This is a genomic window from Paenibacillus daejeonensis DSM 15491 (assembly GCF_000378385.1).
Taxonomy (GTDB): domain Bacteria; phylum Bacillota; class Bacilli; order Paenibacillales; family Paenibacillaceae; genus Paenibacillus_D; species Paenibacillus_D daejeonensis.
In genome coordinates, this window is the sequence record NZ_KB899661.1 from 162,816 (window position 1) to 185,557 (window position 22,742).

Consider the following 22,742-nt stretch of genomic DNA (forward strand, 5'->3'; position numbering starts at 1 on the left):
CTTGCACGCGACACCCACCTCCGTACCGCCTCTCCAACGAAAGTTTCTTGCCTTGCACGCACCATCCACCTCCGTGCCGCCCCTCCAACGAAAGTTTCTTGCCTTGCACGCACCACCCACCTCCGTCCCGTCCCTCCAACGAAAGTTTCTTGCCTTGCACGCGCCACCCACCTCCGTACCGCCCCTCCAACGAAAGTTTCTTGCCTTGCACGCGCCATCCACCTCCGTACCGCTTCTCCAACGAAAGTTTCTTGCCTTGCACGCGACACCCACCTCCGTACCGCCTCTCCAACGAAAGTTTCTTGCCTTGCACGCACCATCCACCTCCGTGCCGCCCCTCCAACGAAAGTTTCTTGCCTTGCACGCACCACCCACCTCCGTCCCGTCCCTCCAACGAAAGTTTCTTGCCTTGCACGCGCCACCCACCTCCGTACCGCCCCTCCAACGAAAGTTTCTTGCCTTGCACGCGCCATCCACCTACGTACCGTCTCTCCAACGAAAGTTTCTTGCCTTGCACGCGCCACCCACCTCCGTACCACCTCTCCAACGAAAGTTTCTTGCCTTGCACGAGCCACCTACCGCCGATCCAAGCCTTTGCGCAACAAAAAGACCCCCGGCTTCCATCCAGAGGATGGGGTACCGGGGGTCACACTGCGGAGCGCTATACACGTTCCTGCAAGCTGATAATACTGCGTTCTAGCTAGAGTAGCTTGCGCCACACGCAAGCTTCCTTCCGCTCTCCTAAAGAACGCTGCACTCCGCGAAAACTAGCCCCTTACCTTAGCCGCCACGCTCGATCAGCGCGTTGTGGCGCTTGACGATGTTCTCCATCGTTTGGTCCAGATCGCGGCTATTCAGGAAATAGTTCTCTATCTCTTCGAAGCGCAGGTCGTTCAGTTGGACAGGGACGGTGTTGATGTAGCTCTCCTGCTCGCCGAACAGGACGTTGCCCAGCGACTCCAGATCGTACAGCTCTTCATTGCCCTCGACCAGCTTGGCCTGGGTGACGCTGTCGTCGATCTGGCCGGAGGCCGGGATGCGACCACCCTTACTCAGATACGTCACACCTTCATCTGCGTACCACTGCAGGAACGCCCACGCCTCTTCCTTGTAGGCCGAATTCGGGTTGATCGCGACCACGTCGCTCAGTCCGCCTTCGATCCGGAAGTCGTCGCGCCCACCGTCTGGCCGTGGCACCGTAGCGAAGGCAATCTTGAAGTCACGCGGATAATCCGTCAGGTTGTTGGCATTGCGGAAAATCCAGTTGCCCGCGCCGAACATAGCCGCTTCCCCTTTCAGGAAGGAAGCATCCACCGGCAGCTTGGTCGCCACTTGCTCACCGTAAGTGGGTATGCTCTTGTCCTCGTGCATCATGCGGTGCCATGTCTCCAGTGAGCCGCGAACGACTGGCGTATCCATGTTGGACTTCCCGTCCTTGACGAATTCGTTCTGGAGCTCGCCGTCGATGTTGAAGGCGTACATGCTGGTCGGCTGCACATACCCATAGAGGTGATTCTCGCTCAGCTTCTTCGCGTATTCCGCCAGATCGCTCTGCGTCCAATCCAGCGGAGGCAACGGCAGCCCGGCTGCATCCAGGGCATCCTTGTTCACCCAGATAAATGTCTTGGCGGATACCGTCGGCAGACCGTAATAGCTGCCATCGAACTGCCAATCCTTCACTTGCTCACCCATCTTGCCTTCAATATCATAGCCTTCCAGCTCGCTCAGATTAAGGGCGCTACCCGCTTGCACCCGTTTCTCCAGCATGAACTTGGCGTAGTTGGTATACAGGTCGATGCTCTCGCCAGCCACCAGGGCGGTGTCCAGCTTCAGATTGCCGCTGTCGTCATTGACGTAGCGTACATATTCGACTTGAACATTCGGATTGGCTTCGTTCCAGGCTTGAACCATATCCAGCGGTCCCGCTTCCTCCGGAACACCACCCCAGAATTTAAGCGTGATGGTCTGTGCATTCTCTGTACCTGAACCTGAGTTGGTGCCCGGCGTTACTGGCTCCGTATTGCCGCCCGTACCATTACCGCCACCATTGTTGCCCCCGCAACCGCTTGCAAATACCGATAACGCCAGCATGGATGTCAGTAGTAATTTTTGTTTTCCCCTCACCTTGCATAACCTCCCTTAGTCTGTCAGCCCCTATGAGCAAACCCGGCTGTCTGTTGCTAGCTCTATCTTATCACCCGGCCTGCCCTCGCAATAGGAACGCAATTGGGTTGTAATGCGACATTTTTGGGGAAAGCTCCAATTAAGGCAGCGAGCGCAGCAGCATCTCCTGGACCCGGCTGCCCGCCTTGAACGTGAGCAGTCCCGTCCGTCCCGTCGCGAAGCTGGTGTCGGTCACCGAGGCCTGCAGCGTATAGCCGCTGCCGCTGTCTACGTACAGACGTAGCTGCGAACCTTGCAGTTCAGCCTTGACCTTGTAGTCAGCCGCCGTCGATACGTTCACGGCCGGCCCTGTCGCGAGCACGGTCCATACGCCACTCTGCCGCTTGAGAATGCGCCAGTTGCCGTTGCCTGCCGCATCAGTCGCGGTGAAGCCGAAGCGATAATAGTTCTGCGCATCGACATACCGGCCAATCATGGTCAGCGCGCTGCCTCCCGCGGAGAACTGCGTCGCCCCGCCAGTCAGCTCGATGCTGTAGTTGGAGGCGCTCACGTTCCGAATCAGACTGCGGCACTCTCCGGCAGGCTGACTGGTCACGTAGGCAAAGTCAGCAGCGCCCATGCGGGCCACGTTCCAATGTCCTGAACCACATGCAGGTGTCGTGCCCGCTGCTGCCACGTTGATGGGCTCCCAGCGTGTAGCTGTCCCATATGTGAAGCTATCATGGAACAACCAATCGCTCTTATCCGGGACTTCGGCTACATCCGTACCTGGACCCAAAGGCGGTACAGTTAGGCTGAGTGTCGCTTCAAAGCTCTCCCCCTTGGCGCCTTGCACATCCACGTACAACTTGGTCGTAGGAGCAAACCGGGTGACATAGACGCCCGGGCTCGCCGATACAATACTGGTCACCGGTTGATCCAACTCGATGATCAGGTAGTCCGCTGCCTTCTGTGTCGGATCGGAGACGGCCACGTGCAGCTCGTTCGCCGAGGTCCGCGTCATGACCGAGGCCTGGCCGCTGCTCGTGATGCCGCCAGCACTGCCACCCGTTGTCGTCCAGAAGTTCGCACCCGTTGCCTGCAGTCCTTCATTCCGGACCGCCTGAACAGCCGACGTATTGGCTAGAACAGTCACACCAGGGTCATCCGCATAAGCCTCTACCTGTGCACTCGACATCCCCGGCAGCAGAACATAACTATAGGAAGCACCTGTCGGATTGAGGCCATGGTTGATCCGGAGGGACTGGAAGGTCCAGGTAATCATCGTGCTAGGGCCCGTCGTATTAATCTGCTGCCAGCTGCCCTGACGGGCGGTACGCTGACTCTCGATCGTTGCCCCGTCCGGGAAGTAGTAGCCCATGTCTGAGCCCGGTACGCCTCCCGCCAAGTGAGCCCACTGCGTACCAACCAACGATTGTGCAGAGCCTGGCGTTGTGGGCTGTGGCACGCCGTCCACGGTTAACAACTCAGTGCCGGCGCCGATTAACTTGCGGTTATCGACATTGGTCACGATCGGCCGATTGTCCGTACTGCTAATTCCCGCACCCAGTGCGACAATCGCATCATCGAACATGAACCAAGACTTGCGGGCGGTCAAGGTGTTGCCCCAAGCGTCCAGCTCCATCCCTGTGGCACCGTAGGCCCCCTCCAGGCTTACACCACCCACCCAGCTGGCCGAGCTCAGATACTCATAACCCGAGCCGTCCAGCCGGGGATTGGTATCGACCGTCGTACCCGGCAGCCGATACGGATCGACGGTTGCCCAATAGTCATCACTATAGTGGGACAGATCACCGTTATACAAATAGGTCATGCCGTCTCCGGTGAACCAGCCCTTGCGGTTCTCCCCATTGATGGACTCGAAGTTGTAGACACGCTCAGACGACATGCTAATTCCAAATCCGTATTCCTCCCGCAAATGAACCGTCCGGTCCATGCCCGCAAACACATGATTCATCCGAGGCTCTGGCCGCGGGACCACAGAGGTATCGCTCATCAACTGCTTGCCCAGAACCATATTGTACATACTGCTGTAGGTGAAAAAAGGATAGAACGTATCCTCGGCTATCATAGCTTTGACCAGGCTTCGAAATGCAGCAGCATCAGCTGCAGGCGCCGTCTGGGAGAGCCGCAGGATCGCTTGAAGTGCCCGGTTGCCCGCATAATGATCCTGATAGAGGGCCCGTGAAATCTCACGTCCACGAGTCATATCCATGAGCGATCCCTTGTACAGGATAGGCTCAAACGCCTCGTAGACCCAACGGTAGACATGGCCGAGCTTGGGGTCATTGACCTCCCAGTCGGAACCGTCCAGCAAATACAGCACATTAGCAATATCGCTAATTAAAGACAAGCCGTAACCACCGGTATACGCATATTGATAATGCTGAATAAACGAACCATCCGCGTAGAAACCGTCGCCGCTTGTCACATAAGTGAATACGCTGCTCAGTCCGCCGCTGGCTGCAGCCAGCTTGGCCGCGTCCTTCACAATGACGCCTCTGAGCCCCACCACTGTTATTTTCCATACGCGGTTGGCCCCGGTCATCTCAACGACGGGGGAATGGGTCTCGATGGCCGCTGCATAATTCGCAATACGGGTAGCTCCCAGCTCATCATAGAGCAGAACCATCACATCATTGAGCCGCAGCGGTGTGCCGATTTCCCAGTCCCACCAGTTATTGTAGACGGTCGAACTGGCGTTATACCGATTGGCATGCAGCCAATCCAGTGCTGACAACAGGTCCGCCAGAAGATTCGGATCGCCAGCTAACGCAGCACCTGGGGTAGCATAAGCGATCGCCATGTCTTTTAGACGGGCATAGCTGCTCGTGATGTGGCTGGAATTGGTGGGACTGCAGAGGTCTGTCCACAGACACGTCCTGGTGGCAGAGGTGTCCATGGCATCCCAGTACGTCTCAGCAAGTTGGTTGACTGCCGTCCGCTTAGCAATGATATCTGGATCGCTGCCTGCGGCTGCCGCCCCGCCTGTCAGCATCACCTTCCACTTGTCACGCAGCACATCGAACCGATCCGCCGCTGCTGCAGAAGGGGCCGACCACAGCCCTGGCAAGCCGCCCCACACCAGGCACACCAGCAATACCACCATGCCTGTCCGCAGGGTCCAGCCCCGCCTGGAATCACGCCTTACGTTTGTCATACCTTCATTACCTCCTTATTAAATTTATTTTTGGAAGCGTTTGCAATAGTGAGTGTACCATGCCTGCCTTTCTCGCGGATAGGCACGCATTTGGGTTCTGGTGCTACGATTTTGGGAGATTGGTCATGCCCAGGAACTAGCAGCTCTAGGAGCGGCGAAAATCACTGGGCGTTTTGCCCGTCCAGCGCTTGAACACCTTGATAAAGTAGTTATCATTGGCGAAGCCGCAGCGCTGCGAGATGGCTGATACCGGCAGCGTCGTACTGAGCAGCTCATGCACTGCTGCTTCGACACGCACCTTTTGCGTGAAGTTGGTTATCGTATGGCCTGTCTTTTTGCGGAACACATTGCTGACATAGGTCTGCTCCATATTGACCAGCTTGGCCAGCTCCCCCAGGGTAATCTCGCGGTTGTAATGCTCCGAGATGTAGGCGACGATCCGATCCACCTGGGGATGATCCGTCAGGCGTTCCGCCGCTTCGCCGGTCTCCAGCTGCACAGCATGGCTGATGGCATGCAGCTTCTTCCACTTGTCCCGCTGCTCCAGCTTCGCCTTCGCCTTGCCCAGCAGCTCAACCAGCCGCTCCGGACGCAGCGAGAGCTTCAGCACATAGCCGATCGCCCCATGCTCCAGTGACTGCTGGGCATACTCGAACTCAGACATACAGGTCAGCATGATAAATGCCGGATCCCAGCCGGACTCCCGGCTTCGGCGCAGCAGCTCCACTCCGTCCATGGCGGGCATGACGATATCTGTAATAACAACATCCGGCATGTCCTGCTGCATTGCCGCATAGGCGTCAGCCCCGTTGCTGAATTCCCCCTTGATGGCAAATCCATGCTTTTCCCAGACGATCAGATGCTTCAGCATCTCCAGTGCATACGATTCGTCTTCCACCAGATACACGCTATACATGCTCTGTTCCCTCCCTCCGGTAAGGCTCTGATACCAGCAGCGGAATACGGATTTCCACCGTCGTTCCCCGTCCGTCCTCGCCTGAATGCAGATGAAGCGATGCTCCCCCTCTGTAAAGCAGCTCCAGACGTTCCCGAATATTGCTTATTCCAATCCCTTTGCGCTTGCGCTTGATTCTCGACTGGGCAGTTGCCTCCCTGGCAGCCTCTACGCCGCGTCCATCGTCGCTCACGAGCAGCCGGAGCTCCCGTCCTTCACTGCTGGCGATATCGATGGCAATTCTGCCACCCTCCGGCGCATCGGCGAAGCCGTGCAGAATTGCATTCTCCACAAGCGGCTGCAGCGTGAACTTGGGCACCAGCGCGTAGGAAAGGGAGGGATCATGGCTGATCTCCAACTGGTACCGCCCGTTGAACCGCGTATTCTGAATATGCATATAGGCTTCCGTGAAGCTAATCTCCTGCTCGAGCGGGACCAGATCGACTTCCGTATTCAGACTGGTCTCCAGCAGCAGTCCCAGCGACACGCAGATATCGAAGGTGACGCGGTCCTGATGCTTCATCGCCTGACTCTTGATGAGGTTCAGCGTATTGAGCAGAAAATGTGGATCCATCTGGGAAACTAGAATCTGAAACCGCACCGACTCCTTTTGCCGCTCTTCGACCTTGAGCCGGTAGATCAGGCTCTGGATATCCGCAATCATGCGGTTGAAGCTCGTCAGGAGATGGAGAATCTCGCCGCTGTACGGCTCCGTCGGCAGCGTCACCCGCAGCTCATTGTCTGCCGCCTTGCCCATCTGGTAGCGCAGCTTCTGAAGGGGCTTGGTGACGGCCGAGGACAGCAGCAGCGTCGCTGCAATGAATAGGGCAGTGAATGCCAGCACAGCCAGCAGGACATTGCGCTTGATGGCATTCGTCTCGGCGAACATCTCCTCCAGAGAAATCTTCTTCACCAGCATCCAGTCCAGGGCCGGCATATAGCTGGCCAGGTACATCGCCGCCTCCTGATCGCTCGTCTCATAGACGGTCTTATCCGGATACGACTGCAGCTCTGCCGCCAGCCGGGCAGACAGCTCCGCAGGCATTCCGGCCTCATCCCGACTGCGGAAGACCGGCTGGTTGCCGGCATGAATGACAAGGTAGTCCGCCTGCGCATCCGCAGAGCGCGACCATTGGGTGAGCCAGCGCTGGTGATCGATGCTGATTCGCAAAGCACCGAACGGCTGGCGTTGATCGTCCAGCAGCAGCGCATCAATCGTCAGCATCGTCTCCGCTTGCACGATATCTTTGGCTACATAAGTAGGGGCCTCCTGCCAATAGTAGCTGGCCCGTCCCCCGTTCATAGACAGCTCGGCGGTGATCTCCTCATACAGTGCCGCACCGTCGATGGCCTGCCGGGGCGTGTAGTTAAAGTAAGCCTGCCCTGCCCCATCCACCACGGTCATATAGACGGAGGGCGTCGAGAGGAAAAAGGAATTGGCCAGCGAGTCCAGATTGCGGTTGATCTCCCGTCTGGCCTCATGTGGGGCGGCCTGGCCTTCCGGGCCAAGGTACTGTTCAAAGGCCGGGTTCTGGGAGATCAGAATGAGCGACCTGGTCATCAACCCGGTCAGATCAAGGAAATCGCTGCGAAAGCTCTCGACCTCCCGTGAATTTTGGCCAATCTGATTCTGCTTCAGCACCTGCTCGATCTTGTGGAAACCAACCAGACACAGCGCCGAGAATGGCACGACAACCAATAGAATATAAGCCGTAAACATACGGTATTTCAAACTCTCGGGCCACCATCGTCTCCAGTTCACCGGCACTCTGTCCTTCCGTACATCATTGATACTGCCCAGTATAGCAGACCCTTCGGGTCCCGGATATGGCAAATCAGGCCACCCGTATCGGGCAGCCTGCTGGCTGTCAGCTGTAGCAGCGAATCTCGTAGATCGCAGCCGAAGGGTCGCCATTGGTCTCGTGAATTAGGACACGCAGCCGATCCGTTACGACGCCGCCCTCGCCACCCAGACGCAGCACATTGCGACGCTGATAATTGTCCCTTTGCACTGCCGCCTCGACCCATGCGTCATCCTGCCAGGCCTGGATGCTATATGACTTGGCACACTGCGGATCGCGATAGAACGGCGGATAATGATGATACTCATGATACAGATGACCCGGAAACGTCAGCTCCACGCTGCGGATACGCTGCGCCTCTTGCCACTGCAGCTCCAGCCACTGCTCCAGCGGCTGCTGTGGATCGGAGCGCCACAGATTGGTGGAGCCGTGAGGACGGGCTACCCCGCTCTGGACTTGTGCAGGCGTGTAGCAGTTCTGCGGCGGGAAGATCCGGAAGCTGCGGTTTTCCTTGATGCTGCGCATTTTGCCATTGCCAATCTCGTAGGCCGCTGTATGACCCGGAATCACCGTCCCGGCCTTGATCCAGGCCACCTGCTCCTGTGCCAGCAGATCGATCCGCAGGTAACTGTGCGCCGGATAGTCCCGACCAGGCTGCAAGTCCAGCTTCAGCGGCATCCACACCTCATCTCCGATGGGAACAGCAAGCACGACTTCCGCTAGCGGCTGGCCAGGGTCCGTGCGGTAATCCCAGATGCCCTCTACGGCATGAATGACGACCTGTACCTGCTGCGGCTCGCCTGACAGATTACTCAGACAGACCTCCAGTCGCTCCACCTGCTGATCGCCAACCGCCACCCACTGGCCAACACGGCGCACCAGGCGATCCCGATCATAGGGATGCTGTGGCGCCTCAGGCGCCTTGGGCTTGGTCTCCTTCCAATCCACGAGCAGCTCGGCTGTGCCGGAGGAGTGTGGCCCAACGCCGTGCGAGAGGGCTTCACTGCTTGCAGTAATGCGCGCGGTGCGGGCCAGGTCCTGCTCATCCTGATTGCTGACATTAGGCAGGAAACAACCATCACGCAGCAGCGTCTGTTGGATGAATTCCATTTTCTGCGCCAACAGCTCCTCTCCGCTTAGACCCTCACGCACCTTCGTAGCAGCCGCGACACCAACTGCTTGCCCCATCAGCGCCGTCGTGCCCATGACCCGCACCGTCCCCAGCGCAGCATGCGTCACGCTGACATTGCGGCCGGCCATCATCAGGTTGTCTACGTCCTTGGACATGCAGACGCGCAGCGGGATGCCGTAGGGGCCGCAATAGCTTTTGACCGCATAGTCGGTCGTCTGGTCGTAATGCTCTGCACTGGTCGGCTCGCTCGTCGGTGCCAGCAGACCGCCTGGTGTGTGGAGGTCCAGGAACCAGCCGCCGAAGGCAATCTCATCCTCGAACACCGTCCGGCCCATCGGATCATGCTCGGTCATCAGATACTTGCCCATTATGCGGCGGCTCTCCCGCTTGCCCGGCACCTGCCCGATCCAGTCCAGCGCATAGTTGGCTGCCAGCTCACGGGTGTTGGGGTCCCGGTTCTTGATCCAGTCCCATACCCCCAGTGTGTGGCGCGTCAGCTCATGGCGGATCTGCTCTGCATCATCAATGGTATGCCAAGGAATGCCGATTTCCAGCCACCAGTAACCGCTGCGGATATCATAAGGCGGACGCCCTTGCTCGTAGAAGAAGCTCGCATCCTCATAATGGATGGCCCAATCCGGCAGCGTGAACGGTACGGGACGCCCCATATCCTTGGCCTTGAAATGAATGGAGTTGCCCATGACATCGGCGTTTGCCTGCTCAGGTGCATGCGGCTCGTTGTATTCATCGCGGCCCTCGCTGCCCATTCGCCATTCGCAGCCTGCCAGATCGGCCAGTACCCCGTCGCCCGTACAGTCGATGAACTGCTCGGCCGTAAGGATCAGCTCGACTTCCGCATTGTGTGTATAACACCGGATCGAACGCAGCTTGCCCTCATCGCCCATAGTCACACCCAGGACAGAGGTATTGAGATGAAAAGTCAGTCCCTCCGTCTGCATCGCCATATCATACATGGTCATATCCCAGACACTGTTGGTCCAGCCATTCTCGGTGATCAGCTCATGATTATGGGCCCGCTCCTCAATGAGCAGCTCCGAGATGATGCCTGTCTCCCGAGCATACGCGTGGAAGCACGCTGCGCCATGCGGCGACACCCGGATCTCGGAGGATGAGTTGCCGCCGAACACCGGACGGTCCTGAACCAGACAGGTTCGCGCCCCTTGTCTGGCCGCTGCGATAGCCGCCGAGAAGCCGGCGAGCCCGCCGCCTGCAACGACCACATCATACGTTTGGTGTAGCTGTTTTGCCATGGTTGGGAACTCCTTTGTAAATAGTAATGTGTAATACCAGCTTGGTGAAAAAGTGCCGAAGAGGTACGGAATCCGGTCAGCCCTTGACCGCGCCGCTGGCTATCCCTTCAATAATGAAGCGCTGGCCCAGCAGGAAGACCACAATCATCGGAATCATCGCCGCCGTCGCAGCCGCCATCATGCCGTTATAGTCCACCGAGTTTTCTAATACGAAGTTCTGCAAGCCCAGCGGCACCGTGTACAGACTTTTGTCGACCAGGAAAATCAAGGCGTTCTCGTAATCGTTCCAATGCCAGGAGAAGTCCAGGATGGTCAGGGTTGCCAGCGGCGCCTTGGCGAGCGGTAGGATCACATGCCAGAAAATTTTCAGATGACCCGCTCCATCAATGAAAGCAGCCTCACTAATCTCCTGGGGTACGGTGATGAAGAACTGACGCAGCAGGAACACCCCGAAGATCGTAAACATGCCCGGCAGAATCAGCGCCCAGTGCGTGTTGTAGATGCCCAACCATTCGAAGAGCACAAACTTCGGCACGAACAGAATCTGCGGCGGGACCATCATCATCGACAGATAGATGAGGAACATGGGCTCGCGCCCCCGGAACTTCACTCGGGAGAAGCCGTAGGCAGCCAGTGCAGCGAAAGCGACTGCACCAACCGTCGATATAATGGAGACTTGCAGTGAATTGACATAAAACGAGACAAAGTTCATCGGGCCGGTCCAGACATTCTGATGATGACGCCAGATGAACTGCTCCGGAATCCATTGAACAGGGAAGTCGAATACCTCCAGTGGTGTCTTGAACGAAGTCGAGATCATCCACACAAAAGGAAGCAGCAGGAGGACACCCATCCCCAGCATAACGGCAGTCAGCAGTACCTTCCAGAGCTGGAGTCCTTCACGTACGGAATGGCCTTTTCGGATAGAGCTTGCCCCGCGGGCGGTTACAGTGGTTGGTTTCATGGGGACCTCCTCAGTAGTGAACCCAGCGTCGCTGGCCGATCCAGTTCAGCAGCATGATCAGCATGACGATGGCAAACAGCATCCAGGATATCGCGGAGGCATAGCCCATCTCGTAATAACGAAACGCCGTTTTGTAAATGTAGATCGATAGAACACTCGTCGACTCTCCGGGGCCGCCGCCAGTGGTGGCCTGAATGATGCCAAACGTCTTGATGGCGGAGATAAATCCCGTAATCAAGAGCAGGAAAGTCGTTGGCGATACCAGCGGAATTGTCACATACCGGATCGTGTGCCACAGCTTGGCGCCGTCGATCTTGGAAGCTTCGAGCAGCTCCTTGGGTACATCCTGCAACCCCGCGAGATAAATAATCATGTTGTAGCCGATCATAATCCACACCTGGATAATCGCGATCGCATAGATTGCCGTGCTTGTCTCAGCCATCCATCCCGGCGGGTTGTCGATGCCGATGAGTCGGAGGACGCCGTTGATCGGTCCCATACTCGGATGGAACAGCAGCATCCAGACGAAGGCGATAGCCACCCCATTCATAATATAGGGGAGAAAATACAACGTGCGCAGCAGCTTTTTCAGGTACACGCTCTGGTTAAGCATGTAGGCAATCGGGAACGCCAGAATGATCGAAGCCGGAACGGTCAACAGAAAAACAAGCGTCTTGCCCACGGCATTGTGGAATGAAGGGTCATTCATGAGCCGCTCCAGATTCTCAAGTCCGGTAAAATTCAACTGACCGCGGTTCATAAAGGAATAGTCGGTAAACATCATCACAAACGACATCAGTGCCGGCACCAAATAGAACATCGTGATGCCCAGCATGCTCGGCAGTACAAACAAATAGCCGATCGGATGATGATCATGTATCCCGGTTCGTAATCGTTTCACAGGTATCCTCCTCGTCCTGCCGGGTGCTCTCGCCGAAGTGGAATAGGCTAGTTAACATGGCTCCGGCGATGCCCTTCTCTTCTAATGTAATCCCATTGTAGCAACGGCATCGGCGGGGTATAAGGAACGCTATTGTGCAGTAATGGCACTGTATTGGGTTGATAGCGTTGTGGCGCAGAAATCTACCTGAGCCTTGTCGGTTCCTACAGGATCTGGTAGGATGATAGGCGAATGTCAGAAACCAGAATTTAGGATGTCCATCCACCAACCTATTGCTAGGCATCGCCTACCCTGAGCGTCCTCGCTGCTGCCCTCCCGGTTAACGGCCGTATATACGCTTATTTGCCCTAAAAAGGGAGCTCACCATTTCTAACGGCCATATATGCGCCTATTGTGGCCAAACAGACCGCTGTAGCCTCGAAAACCCTCCAATAACTGCGCTGGTGGCCGTTAGACTTCAAAGTGACTCGATTTGGGCGAAATAGCGGCTGTGGTGACCGTTACAGCAAAAATATAAGCTGAGTGATAAGCGATAACCTACCGCATGAATCGACACTCTCCGTACAAGCGTTAGAGGGTATAACTCACGACTCCCACCCCTAGCATTAGTCACTATCAAGCAGACGAGCACCATACGAGTTGTTAGTCAACCATGACTCAGCCCAAAACGCAAACAACGCCCCGAGGTCTTCCCGACCTCGGGGCGTTGCTTTTTTATTTATTTTCGTTGAAACGTACCGAAAAGGGCAGGATCGATTCTGGTCAACGCTTTCTGCAAGAAAGCGACTTCGGGAGCATAAGCTGCGAAGCGTTCGCCTCAGAGCTTTTCGAAGAAAAGCTAGCTTCGAAAGCATACGCTGTCCCCGGATTTCACCCCCTAAAGGGGTTAATGAGAAAGAAATCTGGGGACAACAGTGATCGGAAGAACGATCCATGACCTTGAGCCTCGTTTCCAACTAACCTTGCAGCTTCTTCAGGAATTGAACGGCCTTGGAGATGTCAGCCTCGGGGCTGGTACCGACCTCGCGCTCAATGGTCAGGTAGCCTTTGTAGCCGATATCAGTCAGGGCTTCCAGGTAAGCCTGCCAGTTCACGCCGCCTTCACCCAGCGGTACCTCACGGAAAGCTTCGCCTTCCTCGACCATGGTAGCCATGGTCTCGTGGTTCATGCCGGTGTTTTTGTCATAGCCCAGCATGCCATAGACATCGCGCGGGTCGATTGGACGCAGCTGGATGCCGTCCTTGGCATGGGTATGAACGATGTAGTCACGCAGGTTGTAGACCCCTTCAACCGGATCGTCGCCAGTAACCATGACCATATTGGCCGGGTCGAAGTTGACGGACAGACCGTTGGAGCTCAGCTGATCGAGGAAATGCTTCAGATGCGCGGAGCGCTCCGGACCCGTCTCGATCGCAAAGTATGCGCCCATCGAGGTCGCATAGTTGCTCAGCTCATCGCAAGCCTGGTGCATGGATGCGTAGATTTCGCTATTCTCGTCATCGGGCACGATTCCGATATGCGTAGTCACCACGTTGGTGCCTAGCTCAACGGCCAGATCGAGGATGCGCTTGGACTTCTCGATCTTCTCCTTGTTGACCGAGCGGTCCTGGAAGCCATGGCCGCCCAGGTCGCCAACCAGCGCGGAGATCTCCAGTCCCAGCGAGGCGATATAATCTTTCATCTCTTTACGCGCCGCTGTGTTCAGGTTGGCCGGGTCCATCTCTCCCTGTACCGCGTAGATCTGTACGCCGTCCGCGCCGACCTCCTTGGACTTGATCAGGCCTTCCTTCACGCCAAGGCGGAAACTATCGACGATCACACCAATCTTATGCTTATAGATTGTACTCATAGCAAATGCTCCCTTCGGGGTGTAGTATATGGCTGCCTATATATTAAATGCTGTCCCAGATCGCACGAGCGTTATCCAGCGCAATCTTGGTTGCGCGTTTGCATTCTTCCATGCCTTCGAACTCGATCGAGAGGTAGCCGTCGTAGCCGGATTCTTTGACGATCCGCAATACCTCGCGCATCGGGATATCTCCGTCGCCAACAATCGCGCCGCGCAGATAGTTGCCATGGCTCGTACGGAACCAGCCTTCGCCCTTGTTGTCTGCAGCCGGACGCAGGTAGAAGTCCTTGAGGTGAACCATCGAAGCCATACCGATGTTCTTGGCCACGGCAACCACCGGGTTTTCATCAGCGCACATGAAGTTGCCGATATCCAGTGTGGTTTTGTAATTGGGACGATTGACCGTGTTCACCAGTGCCTGTACGCGATCGCTCGCCTGCACATAATATCCATGGTTCTCTACACTGGTCGTGATGCCCTTGGTTGCTGCGTAGTCCGCTACTTCGGCGCATGCATTTGCAATGGTCGGTAGCTCTTCGAGGAAATGCGCGATCGAGATGTCCTGCGATGAAGCAACATCATGACGCATCAGGGAAACACCGAGTGCCGCGGCAACGTCGACTTCGGCTTTTAGACGCTCGACTTCCTCCGTTATCTCTGCGGCAGACTTGCCGCTGAAATTGCCACCTACTGCATAGTTGGAGATCTCGATGTTACGTTCAGCAGCCCGCTCTACGATTTGCTGGACGAGCTCCGGATGTTCGGTCAGCGTAATGCCGAGCGGAACGATCTCCACATGCTCACCGCCGATATTGGCGATATAATCAATGACGTCCAGAAGCGTCATCTCACCCGTCTTGGTAGCTCCGAAGAGGCTATAGGTACTGATTCCGAGTTTCACAGCTGCACCTCCTTGCCAGTCTCCGCAGATTCGTAGATTGCACGAAGAATGCGCATCAACTGTACGCCGTCCTCGACCGGACTGATTGGCTCCGTGCCGTTCTTCAGGCATTGTACAAAATGATCGATCTCCGCTTGGAACGCCGCTTCAAATTGGAAGCCGCTATGATCGGTTTGCGGTTGAATGTTGAGGATGGTGTCGTATTTTTCGGTAACGATGGATACTTCCGGCTCGATCTCGATGCCGCCTTTTTCACCATACAGACGAATGGATTGTTCGTTCTTGCCGTGCAAGGTGAAGCTCACGTCCACCATCAGCGAAGCGCCGTTCTCGAAGCGGATGATCGCGTTAGCCATATCTTCCACTGTATTGTGATCCGCATTCCAGTCTGCCGCCTTGTAGAAGGACAAGTTGCGGACGTTGGCGCGGTTGCCGAGCTTGTGATACGTATTGCCGCTGACCGACTTGACCGCCGGACGGCCCATCATGTACCAGCACAGGTCAATAGCATGGACACCGATATCAATCAGCGGTCCGCCGCCAGAGCGCTCCACATCGGAGAACCAGCCGCCAGGATTGCCCAGACGACGAATGAGCGATGCCTTGGCATAATAGATCTCACCGAACTCCCCGTTGTCCTGGAACTCGCGCAGCATGGTAACGTTTGGATCGTAACGACGGACAAAGCCGACTTGCAGAAGCTTGCCCGTTTCACGAACCTGCTTTTGCACCTCAAGTGCATCCTCGACCGAGCGGCAGAGTGGTTTTTCGACCAGTACATGCTTGCCTGCTTGAACAGCTGCAATGCTGATCTGGGCATGCGTATCGTTCCAGGTACAGATACTGACTGCGTCAATCTCCGGATTGGCGAGCAGTTCGTTATAATCGGTATAGACATGGGAAGCCCCATATTTTTCTGCTTTTTGCCGGGCCCGTTCTTCATTCAGATCGCAGATGGCGAAAATTTCAGCATCCGGATTGTTCTTGTACGAACCCAAATGCATTTCTGAGATGGAACCGGCACCAATGACTCCAATTTTGAATTGACTCATAACCAATAATCTCCTCCTGCTCGCTATAGACTATGCCTTTATCATATAATGAGGTGAGAAGCGTCTCCATGACGTAGACTGCTCTACATTTGCACAATTGTGCTGTGAGAGTCGAGCTTATCATTCAAGGGAGGCTGTATGATGAAAAAGCCGCTGGCGCTGCTGGAACCCATGGACATGCCCGATCCCGATTTCCCCATCAAGGTGAATCTCTGCAAAGCGCACGGGTATGGCCGGGTCATGTTCCCCACGCATTGGCACAAGCATCTGGAAATCCTGTTCATTCAGTCCGGCACACTCGCAGTCGAGTGCAATTCAGAGCGGCTGACGGCGAGCGAAGGCGAGCTGGTTATCGTGAACAGCCATGATTTGCACAACGGTTTCAGCCTGTCGGAGGATTTGTCTTATTATGTGATGATTCTCGACCCATCTCTGTTGCATAGTGCCTCACTTGATGCGGCGGAGACCAAATTTATTACACCTATTACACGCAATCATATTGTTTTTCATAATAAATTGCCTGCGGATGGAGACATCTGCGCCTGCATCTATTCCATTATTCAAGAGCTGCGGGAGCGGGAGCTTGGCTACGAGTTGTCCGTCAAATCTCATCTCTTCCGCATGATGACGCTCCTCTTGCGCCGGCATGTGTCCACCCGTCTGCCGCAGAGCGATTACAAGCAGCGGCGTCACCACTTGGAGCGGTTTCAGCCCGTGCTGGACTACATCGAGACGCACTATGATGAGGAGCTTACCGTTGCTCAGTTGGCGGATCAGGCGGGCCTGAGTCGCTTTCATTTCAGCCGGGTATTCAAGGAGCTGACCGACCGCACGGTGACGGAATATGTCAACGAAATCCGGCTCCGCCAGGCCGAGTACCTGTTGCACAACACTGGTATGACGATTTCGGAAATTGCCCTCGATGTCGGATTCCGAGACATCTACTATTTCAGCCGCACCTTCAAGAAGGTCCGCCAGACCTCACCCTCGGAGATCCGCAAGCGCCTGCGGTCGTAAAACGCGCCACGGTGGCCAGGCGGCGGCTGTAGAGGAAGAATGGTGCGTTGCAGCTGGCACGTGGCCGGCGTGCGAGCAACTAGAGGAAGAAAGGTGTGCCACTCGGCAGCGACCCGCTCTATTTCACTGGCTCCGGGTCGCTCCCTCCCGCCTCATTCCCTTCTGTCTCCCCCTCTCCAGGTGTATACCTGTACACCTCGAGGTCGACTCGGCCGCGGGTGATCTCGACGCCCTCCGCCTCCAGCGCCAGCTCCTGGCTCATGCGGCCGTCAGGATCGGCCAGTGCGATCTCGCCCAGCCGGTTAACGACGCGGTGCCATGGCAGGCGATGGGCTTCGCTCATGCTATGCAGAATTCGCACGACCTGTCTGGCGCCTCTTGGCTGACCTGCACACGCGGCAACTTGACCATAGGTCATCACTTTGCCGGCAGGGATGGATTGAATAATATGGATGACTTGTGCGGTGAATGGCTGCATCTGGTCTCTCTCCGTTCGTTAACGTCTCCAACTGGAGGCGTTTTTTGCTTTACTATAGCATGCCTTATCCGCATTAACGGGTGCATTCGGCACAAAAATGAGGAGATTTTCATCTTTCGACAGCATTCTTTATGAAAAAGAATGTTAACCTTTCGTAAATTTCTCTATAATAGGGTGGTATGCACTACAACAATCTTTTTCGTTACAGGGGGAGAGTAAGTGGATTGGCAGGATGTGGCTTTTAAATTTATCGGCGGTTTGGGCATCTTCTTGTTCGGCATCAAATACATGTCGGACGGACTCCAGAAATCCGCAGGAGACAAAATGCGAGGGTTATTGGAGAAGTATACGTCCAACCCTTTCTTGGGTGTGCTATTCGGCATTGTAGTAACGATCCTTATTCAATCATCAACAGGCACGACGGTTATGGCCATCGGCTTGATTAATGCCGGACTCATGACACTCAGACAAGCCATCGGCGTCATCATGGGCGCCAATATCGGAACGACGATGACTGCGTTCATTGTCGGCATCAAGATCGAATCCTATGCCCTGCCAATTATCGGCTTAGGTGCGATACTGCTCTTCTTTATTGGACGTCAAAAGGTAAAATATGCTGGCCAAGTCGTCTTCGGCTTCGGTATGCTCTTCTTGGGCTTGTCCACGATGGGCAGTGGGCTCAAACCACTCAGTAAACTGCCCGAATTCTCAGACTTCATCGTTGACATGTCTCAATATCCGATTCTCGGGCTCATTGCCGGGACAATATTTACGGTCATCATTCAGAGCTCTACTGCAGCAATTGGTATTCTGCAAACCCTGGCGGATGAAGGCATGATCAGCTTCCGACACTCGCTGCCCGTCCTGTTCGGGGATAATCTGGGAACAACGATTACAGCAGTTCTAGCTTCGATTGGTGCCAGTGTTGCTGCAAGACGAGCCGCTCTCGTGCACGTCGTATTCAATGTGTTAGGCGTAATTATTTTTATGTTTGCCTTACCACTTGTCTATAATTTTATTATGTGGATCGGTGCGGATGTGAATGTACGCCTCCAAATCGCTTATGCTCATGGCTTTTTCAATATTGCCAATACCATTATATTCTTCCCGCTGATTCCGTTCCTGGCTTGGATTGTAACTAAGCTGGTATCAGGCAAGTCCGAGGACCTGGAGTTTGCACCCAAGTTTCTGGATAACCGCCTGCTGGCTACGCCATCTATGGCAATGGGACAAGCGCAGCATGAGATTCTCCGGATGGGCAAATTCGCCCGGGAAGCATTGGAGGATGCAGCCAACTACTTCTTCCGCAAGGATGTGAAGCTGGCGAACAAGGCACTGCAAAAAGAACAACTGGTGAATGAGCTGGAACGAAAAATTACCGATTACATGGTGCAGATTCATCAAAACGGATTGCCGGAATCAGAGTCTGAGCGCGCAACCGGCTTGATGCACACCGTTAATGATATTGAACGAATCAGTGACCACGCCGAGAATATCGTCGAGCTCACGCAATTTTGCACTGAGAACAAAGTGGACATTTCCGAGGATGCTGAGCAAGAGCTCAAGCAGATGCTGGAGCTGGCGGACCAGACGGTAGGCAAAGCCATCTACGCTTTGGAGCACCATGACCGTGAAGTCGCCAAGGAAGTAATGGACTGTGAGGCTGAACTGGACCGCATGGAAAAAGATTATCGGGCCGCGCATATCAACCGCCTGAACCAGAATCTTTGCTCCGGCAACTCCGGTGCGATCTTCCTTGATATCATCAGCAATCTGGAGCGTGTGGGTGACCACAGTAAGAACATTGCCGAGTATGTCCTGAAAATGGACTAAACCGAGCTTACGCAGAATTGTTCATATTGCGTTTGGCGCCCATGTGTATATTTTCAGCAAACCGGGTAATGATGGATACATCCTTTTAAGGAGGGTCCATTATGAAAAAACCTATTCAGCAATTACAGGAAAATATAAATGACATCAAGCAAGCAACGGATGCGATGAAAACGGATATTCAAAGTACCATTGAGCAAGCCAAACAATCAGCAGAATATGTGAAGGGGACGCTGGGGGAGCTGAAGGAAACCCGCGAAGATCTGAGCGCTTCGATGGATGAGGCAAAAACGAATTTCCAGGAGCTGAAGCAGGCCACCCAGGGAGACCTGAAAGAGCTGCGTCAAACCTTCAAAACCGACGACCCCATAGAATCCGATGCCAAAGCTGAGCGGTTCGAGATGGTCAAGGAAGGCAATGGATATGTCATCTACGGACGGGACGGTCTGGTCGGCGAAATCACCTATACCCCGCTAGATGATCATACTTGGGCAGCTGACCATACCTATGTGATCCCCCAATATCGCGGCCGGGATATTGCCCAGCGATTGCTACAGCGTGTTGTAACTGCTGCTCGCATGGAGAATAAGCTGATTGTGCCGACTTGCTCGTATGTGCTGACCCAGTTCAAACGCCATGCCGAGTACGCCGACGTCTGGAAACGGTAGTCTTGATGAAGGACTGTGTTTTCTTGCCGTCACTTCCCTGAAGTGCATCTTCATACTGGAAGATGCACTTCTTTATTTTTTGTTCTTGACCATGCGGTCAAGAAAGTGATAAGGTAGCTGCATGGGCAGAACAAGAGAATTCGATGTGGAGCGTACGCTCCATCAATGTATGGAAGTATTCTGGGAGAAGGGCTTTCAAACAACCTGTCTTGACGACCTGACAGAGACAACTGGAGTCAAGAAACAGAGTCTGTATGGCGCCTTTGAGAACAAGCGTGCCTTGTTCCTGAAGGCTCTCTCGCTTTATCGTGAGCAGAGTATCTCCCAACTGGAAGAGCTGGCCTCTGACGAAGCGCCGCCAATGGAGCAACTGCAGGCGGTAGGCAATCTCGTTTTGGGCTATACTAATGAGAACTGCAAAGGCTGTCTTATTATTAATACCGCGCTTGAGTTCGGCAGCAGCGATGAGGAGGTTCTGCGTGAAGTCGAAACGATGTATGCCGAGACGGAACGAATCCTCTCCACCATCATCGTGCGTGGCCAAGATCAGCAGCAGATCACACGTCGTCATACGGCCCCTGAACTTGCCGCTCATCTGACCAATGTCATTCGAGGCTCGCAGGTTCTGGCCAAATCAGGCGTTTCCGCCGACCAGTCCGGCGCCGTTTTGAAGACTGCGTTTTCTTTACTGGCGCCTTAATTTTTTTTGCCCTTTTCTTGACCAGTTAGTCAAAAATCAACCATTTCAGGAGGCTATTTATGTCTACATCTTCATCCGTTCAACCGTTATTTGCTCCATTTACCGCAGGTCCGCTGCACTTGAAGAATCGCATTGTGATGGCCCCGATGACACGCGGCTTCTCGCCAGAGGGCGTACCCGGCCCCGATGTAGCTGCTTATTACCGCCGCCGTGCGGAGAATAGTGTAGGTCTCATCGTCACTGAAGGTACGGTCATCGATCACCCCGAAGCGTCGAATCAACCAAGTGTACCGCACTTTCACGGAGAAGCGGCACTCGCAGGCTGGGCTCGTGTTGTAGAGGACGTCCATGCAGCAGGCGGCAAAATTGTTCCGCAAATCTGGCACATGGGGACCCATGGCGATGTCAATCACTTCACCCAAGAGGACATCAATGGGCTGATCCAACGCTTCGCCGAGGCGGCGGCTGCTGCCCAACGGATCGGATTCGATGGGATTGAATTGCACGGCGCGCACGGGTACCTGATTGACCAGTTCCTGTGGGAGCAAACAAATGCCCGGACGGATGCTTATGGTGGCAGTATGCTGGCCCGTACCCGGTTCGCTGCTGAGGTTGTTGCGGCTTGCCGCGAGGCTGTAGGTCCAGATTTCCCCATTATCCTGCGGCTCTCGCAGTGGAAATCCAGCGACTACACGGCCAAACTGGCACCAACCCCCGAGCTGCTGGGCGAGTTCCTCGCTCCCCTCACTGAGGCTGGCGTGGACTTGTTCCATTGCTCGACCCGCCGTTTCTGGGAGCCGGAGTTTGAAGGCTCTTCCCTCAACTTCGCTGGTTGGGTGAAAAAGCTGACCGGCAAGCCAACGATTACTGTAGGCTCGGTTGGCCTGGATAGCGAGTTCACACGTCTGTTCGCCGAAGGGCAAGGCGCTGAACGTGAGGGAATCGATCGTCTCCTGGAACGTCTGGAGCAGGGAGAGTTTGACCTTGTTGCTGTAGGTCGCGCTTTGCTGCAGGACCCAGCTTGGGCTGCCAAGGTACGAGAAGGCCGCACAGATGAGCTGCAGCCGTTTGGAGCGGAGGCATTGCAGACGCTGCATTGAACAGCTCACGATCTGCTCTGGGAAGGCTATTACCCGCTGCTCTCTCTTCGCAGCGCGGCCAAGCGCATCCGTCGCAAGCGGCGCCTGGGCTGAGGCAGCAGATCGGCTTTGGGGCGGGATTGCGCCGAGCAGCGAAATATAGGACTGTTGTTATTGGAACCTACGGTCACGGATCGATCTTCCAATCGCTGTTGTCCCCAGATTTCTTGATTTTCTAACCGCTCTAGCGGCCCACAATCCGGGGACAGCCTATGCTTTCGAAGCTAGCTTTCCTACGAAAAGCTTTCAGGCGAACGCTCCGCAGCGTATGCTCCCGAAGTCGCTTTCTTTCAGAAAGCGTGGACCAGATTCGATTCCGTGCCTCTTCGGCCATTACAACAGCCTGTATTGCTTACCCCACTCGGCGGCTTCCCGCTGAGTGGGGTAATTTAAGTAACATTGTGCACCTGATTCGGCGGAAGCACGCCGAACAGCGCAATTCAAGTAACATTGTGCACCTCATTCAGTGGATTCCCGCCCAGCGGCCCAATTCAAGTAACATTGTTCACCTCATTCGGCGAAAATCCGCCCAGCGGCGCAATTCAAGTAACATTGTGCACCCCACTCGGCGGAATCCCGCCGAGCGGCGCAATTCAAGTGACATTGTGCACCTATTTCGGCGGAAGCACGCCGAGTGGCGCAATTCAAGTAACATTGTGCACCTCATTCGGCGGAATCCCACCGAGCGGCGCAATTCAAGTAACATTGTGCACCTCATTCGGCGGAATCCCGCCGAAAAGCGCAATTCAAGTAACATTGTGCACCTCATTCGGCGGAATCCCGCCGAAAAGCGCAATT

17 protein-coding genes are annotated in these 22,742 nt (G+C 55.2%); 5 read left to right on the forward strand and 12 right to left on the reverse strand.

Annotated features, from left to right (window positions below):
- From F556_RS38555 to F556_RS0111935, 11 genes are all read right to left on the reverse strand, one after another.
- The coding region (locus tag F556_RS38555) for a hypothetical protein (RefSeq protein WP_211222570.1) at positions 1 to 262 on the reverse strand (262 nt) is incomplete at its 3' end.
- 518 nt (positions 263 to 780) lie between these two features.
- Positions 781 to 2,124, reverse strand: a complete 1,344-nt coding sequence (locus F556_RS0111885; protein ID WP_026297248.1) for an ABC transporter substrate-binding protein — start codon at positions 2,122 to 2,124, stop codon at positions 781 to 783.
- Positions 2,125 to 2,263: 139 nt separating this feature from the next.
- A complete protein-coding gene (locus F556_RS33790) occupies positions 2,264 to 5,284 on the reverse strand; it encodes a polysaccharide lyase 8 family protein (RefSeq protein WP_020617180.1) in 3,021 nt (1,006 codons plus the stop codon).
- 145 nt (positions 5,285 to 5,429) lie between these two features.
- On the reverse strand, positions 5,430 to 6,200 hold the full coding sequence (locus F556_RS0111895) for a response regulator transcription factor (RefSeq protein WP_020617181.1): 771 nt from the start codon (positions 6,198 to 6,200) through the stop codon (positions 5,430 to 5,432).
- Positions 6,193 to 7,959 (reverse strand): sensor histidine kinase, encoded by a 1,767-nt coding sequence (locus tag F556_RS0111900; RefSeq protein ID WP_020617182.1) that lies wholly within the window; start codon positions 7,957 to 7,959, stop codon positions 6,193 to 6,195. Before F556_RS0111900 ends, F556_RS0111895 begins: the two co-directional genes overlap by 8 nt.
- Before the next feature lie 148 nt (positions 7,960 to 8,107).
- Positions 8,108 to 10,444 carry an FAD-dependent oxidoreductase gene (locus F556_RS0111905; protein ID WP_020617183.1) on the reverse strand — a complete coding sequence of 779 codons (2,337 nt, stop codon included), beginning with the start codon at positions 10,442 to 10,444 and terminating at the stop codon, positions 8,108 to 8,110.
- 76 nt (positions 10,445 to 10,520) lie between these two features.
- Entirely contained in the window at positions 10,521 to 11,408 is an 888-nt protein-coding gene (locus F556_RS0111910) for a carbohydrate ABC transporter permease (protein WP_020617184.1), read from the reverse strand.
- Positions 11,409 to 11,418: 10 nt separating this feature from the next.
- Positions 11,419 to 12,309, reverse strand: a complete 891-nt coding sequence (locus F556_RS0111915; protein ID WP_020617185.1) for a carbohydrate ABC transporter permease — start codon at positions 12,307 to 12,309, stop codon at positions 11,419 to 11,421.
- 956 nt (positions 12,310 to 13,265) lie between these two features.
- Entirely contained in the window at positions 13,266 to 14,159 is an 894-nt protein-coding gene (locus F556_RS0111925; protein WP_020617187.1) for a sugar phosphate isomerase/epimerase family protein, read from the reverse strand.
- Positions 14,160 to 14,202: 43 nt separating this feature from the next.
- Positions 14,203 to 15,060 (reverse strand): sugar phosphate isomerase/epimerase family protein, encoded by an 858-nt coding sequence (locus tag F556_RS0111930; RefSeq protein WP_020617188.1) that lies wholly within the window; start codon positions 15,058 to 15,060, stop codon positions 14,203 to 14,205.
- Positions 15,057 to 16,112, reverse strand: coding sequence for a Gfo/Idh/MocA family protein (locus tag F556_RS0111935; RefSeq protein WP_020617189.1), 1,056 nt, complete (start codon positions 16,110 to 16,112; stop codon positions 15,057 to 15,059). The genes F556_RS0111930 and F556_RS0111935 overlap by 4 nt, the downstream gene beginning before the upstream one ends.
- 141 nt (positions 16,113 to 16,253) lie before the next feature.
- Here F556_RS0111935 and F556_RS0111940 point away from each other — a divergent pair, with 141 nt between their 5' ends.
- The gene (locus F556_RS0111940; RefSeq protein WP_020617190.1) at positions 16,254 to 17,129 is read left to right on the forward strand and encodes an AraC family transcriptional regulator; all 876 of its coding nucleotides are present in this window, start codon (positions 16,254 to 16,256) and stop codon (positions 17,127 to 17,129) included.
- A 118-nt stretch (positions 17,130 to 17,247) separates the two neighbouring features.
- On the opposite strand, the gene F556_RS0111945 is transcribed toward F556_RS0111940, so the two are convergent.
- Positions 17,248 to 17,607: an MGMT family protein gene (locus F556_RS0111945; protein WP_020617191.1), complete on the reverse strand. Its 360-nt coding sequence runs from the start codon at positions 17,605 to 17,607 to the stop codon at positions 17,248 to 17,250.
- A 219-nt stretch (positions 17,608 to 17,826) separates the two neighbouring features.
- Here F556_RS0111945 and F556_RS0111950 point away from each other — a divergent pair, with 219 nt between their 5' ends.
- The 4 genes from F556_RS0111950 (at position 17,827) to F556_RS0111965 (ending at position 21,905) form a co-directional block, all read left to right on the forward strand.
- Entirely contained in the window at positions 17,827 to 19,440 is a 1,614-nt protein-coding gene (locus F556_RS0111950; protein WP_020617192.1) for a Na/Pi cotransporter family protein, read from the forward strand.
- A 101-nt stretch (positions 19,441 to 19,541) separates the two neighbouring features.
- Entirely contained in the window at positions 19,542 to 20,105 is a 564-nt protein-coding gene (locus tag F556_RS0111955) for a GNAT family N-acetyltransferase (RefSeq protein WP_020617193.1), read from the forward strand.
- Positions 20,106 to 20,226: 121 nt separating this feature from the next.
- Positions 20,227 to 20,805, forward strand: a complete 579-nt coding sequence (locus tag F556_RS0111960) for a TetR/AcrR family transcriptional regulator (RefSeq protein WP_020617194.1) — start codon at positions 20,227 to 20,229, stop codon at positions 20,803 to 20,805.
- 59 nt (positions 20,806 to 20,864) lie between these two features.
- Positions 20,865 to 21,905, forward strand: a complete 1,041-nt coding sequence (locus F556_RS0111965) for an NADH:flavin oxidoreductase (RefSeq protein ID WP_020617195.1) — start codon at positions 20,865 to 20,867, stop codon at positions 21,903 to 21,905.
- Positions 21,906 to 22,742: the final 837 nt, after the last annotated feature.

What these genes read in the sequence shown, in the direction of transcription:
- F556_RS0111900 (WP_020617182.1), bottom strand. Translation starts at nt 7,959, where the DNA reads ATGTTTACGGCTTATATTCTATTGGTTGTCGTGCCATTCTCGGCGCTG.
- F556_RS0111960 (WP_020617194.1), top strand. Translation starts at nt 20,227, where the DNA reads ATGGGCAGAACAAGAGAATTCGATGTGGAGCGTACGCTCCATCAATGT.
- F556_RS0111940 (WP_020617190.1), top strand. Translation starts at nt 16,254, where the DNA reads ATGAAAAAGCCGCTGGCGCTGCTGGAACCCATGGACATGCCCGATCCC.
- F556_RS0111945 (WP_020617191.1), bottom strand. Translation starts at nt 17,607, where the DNA reads ATGCAGCCATTCACCGCACAAGTCATCCATATTATTCAATCCATCCCT.
- F556_RS0111905 (WP_020617183.1), bottom strand. Translation starts at nt 10,444, where the DNA reads ATGGCAAAACAGCTACACCAAACGTATGATGTGGTCGTTGCAGGCGGC.
- F556_RS0111925 (WP_020617187.1), bottom strand. Translation starts at nt 14,159, where the DNA reads ATGAGTACAATCTATAAGCATAAGATTGGTGTGATCGTCGATAGTTTC.
- F556_RS0111895 (WP_020617181.1), bottom strand. Translation starts at nt 6,200, where the DNA reads ATGTATAGCGTGTATCTGGTGGAAGACGAATCGTATGCACTGGAGATG.
- F556_RS0111910 (WP_020617184.1), bottom strand. Translation starts at nt 11,408, where the DNA reads ATGAAACCAACCACTGTAACCGCCCGCGGGGCAAGCTCTATCCGAAAA.
- F556_RS0111965 (WP_020617195.1), top strand. Translation starts at nt 20,865, where the DNA reads ATGTCTACATCTTCATCCGTTCAACCGTTATTTGCTCCATTTACCGCA.
- F556_RS0111935 (WP_020617189.1), bottom strand. Translation starts at nt 16,112, where the DNA reads ATGAGTCAATTCAAAATTGGAGTCATTGGTGCCGGTTCCATCTCAGAA.
- F556_RS33790 (WP_020617180.1), bottom strand. Translation starts at nt 5,284, where the DNA reads ATGACAAACGTAAGGCGTGATTCCAGGCGGGGCTGGACCCTGCGGACA.
- F556_RS0111955 (WP_020617193.1), top strand. Translation starts at nt 19,542, where the DNA reads ATGAAAAAACCTATTCAGCAATTACAGGAAAATATAAATGACATCAAG.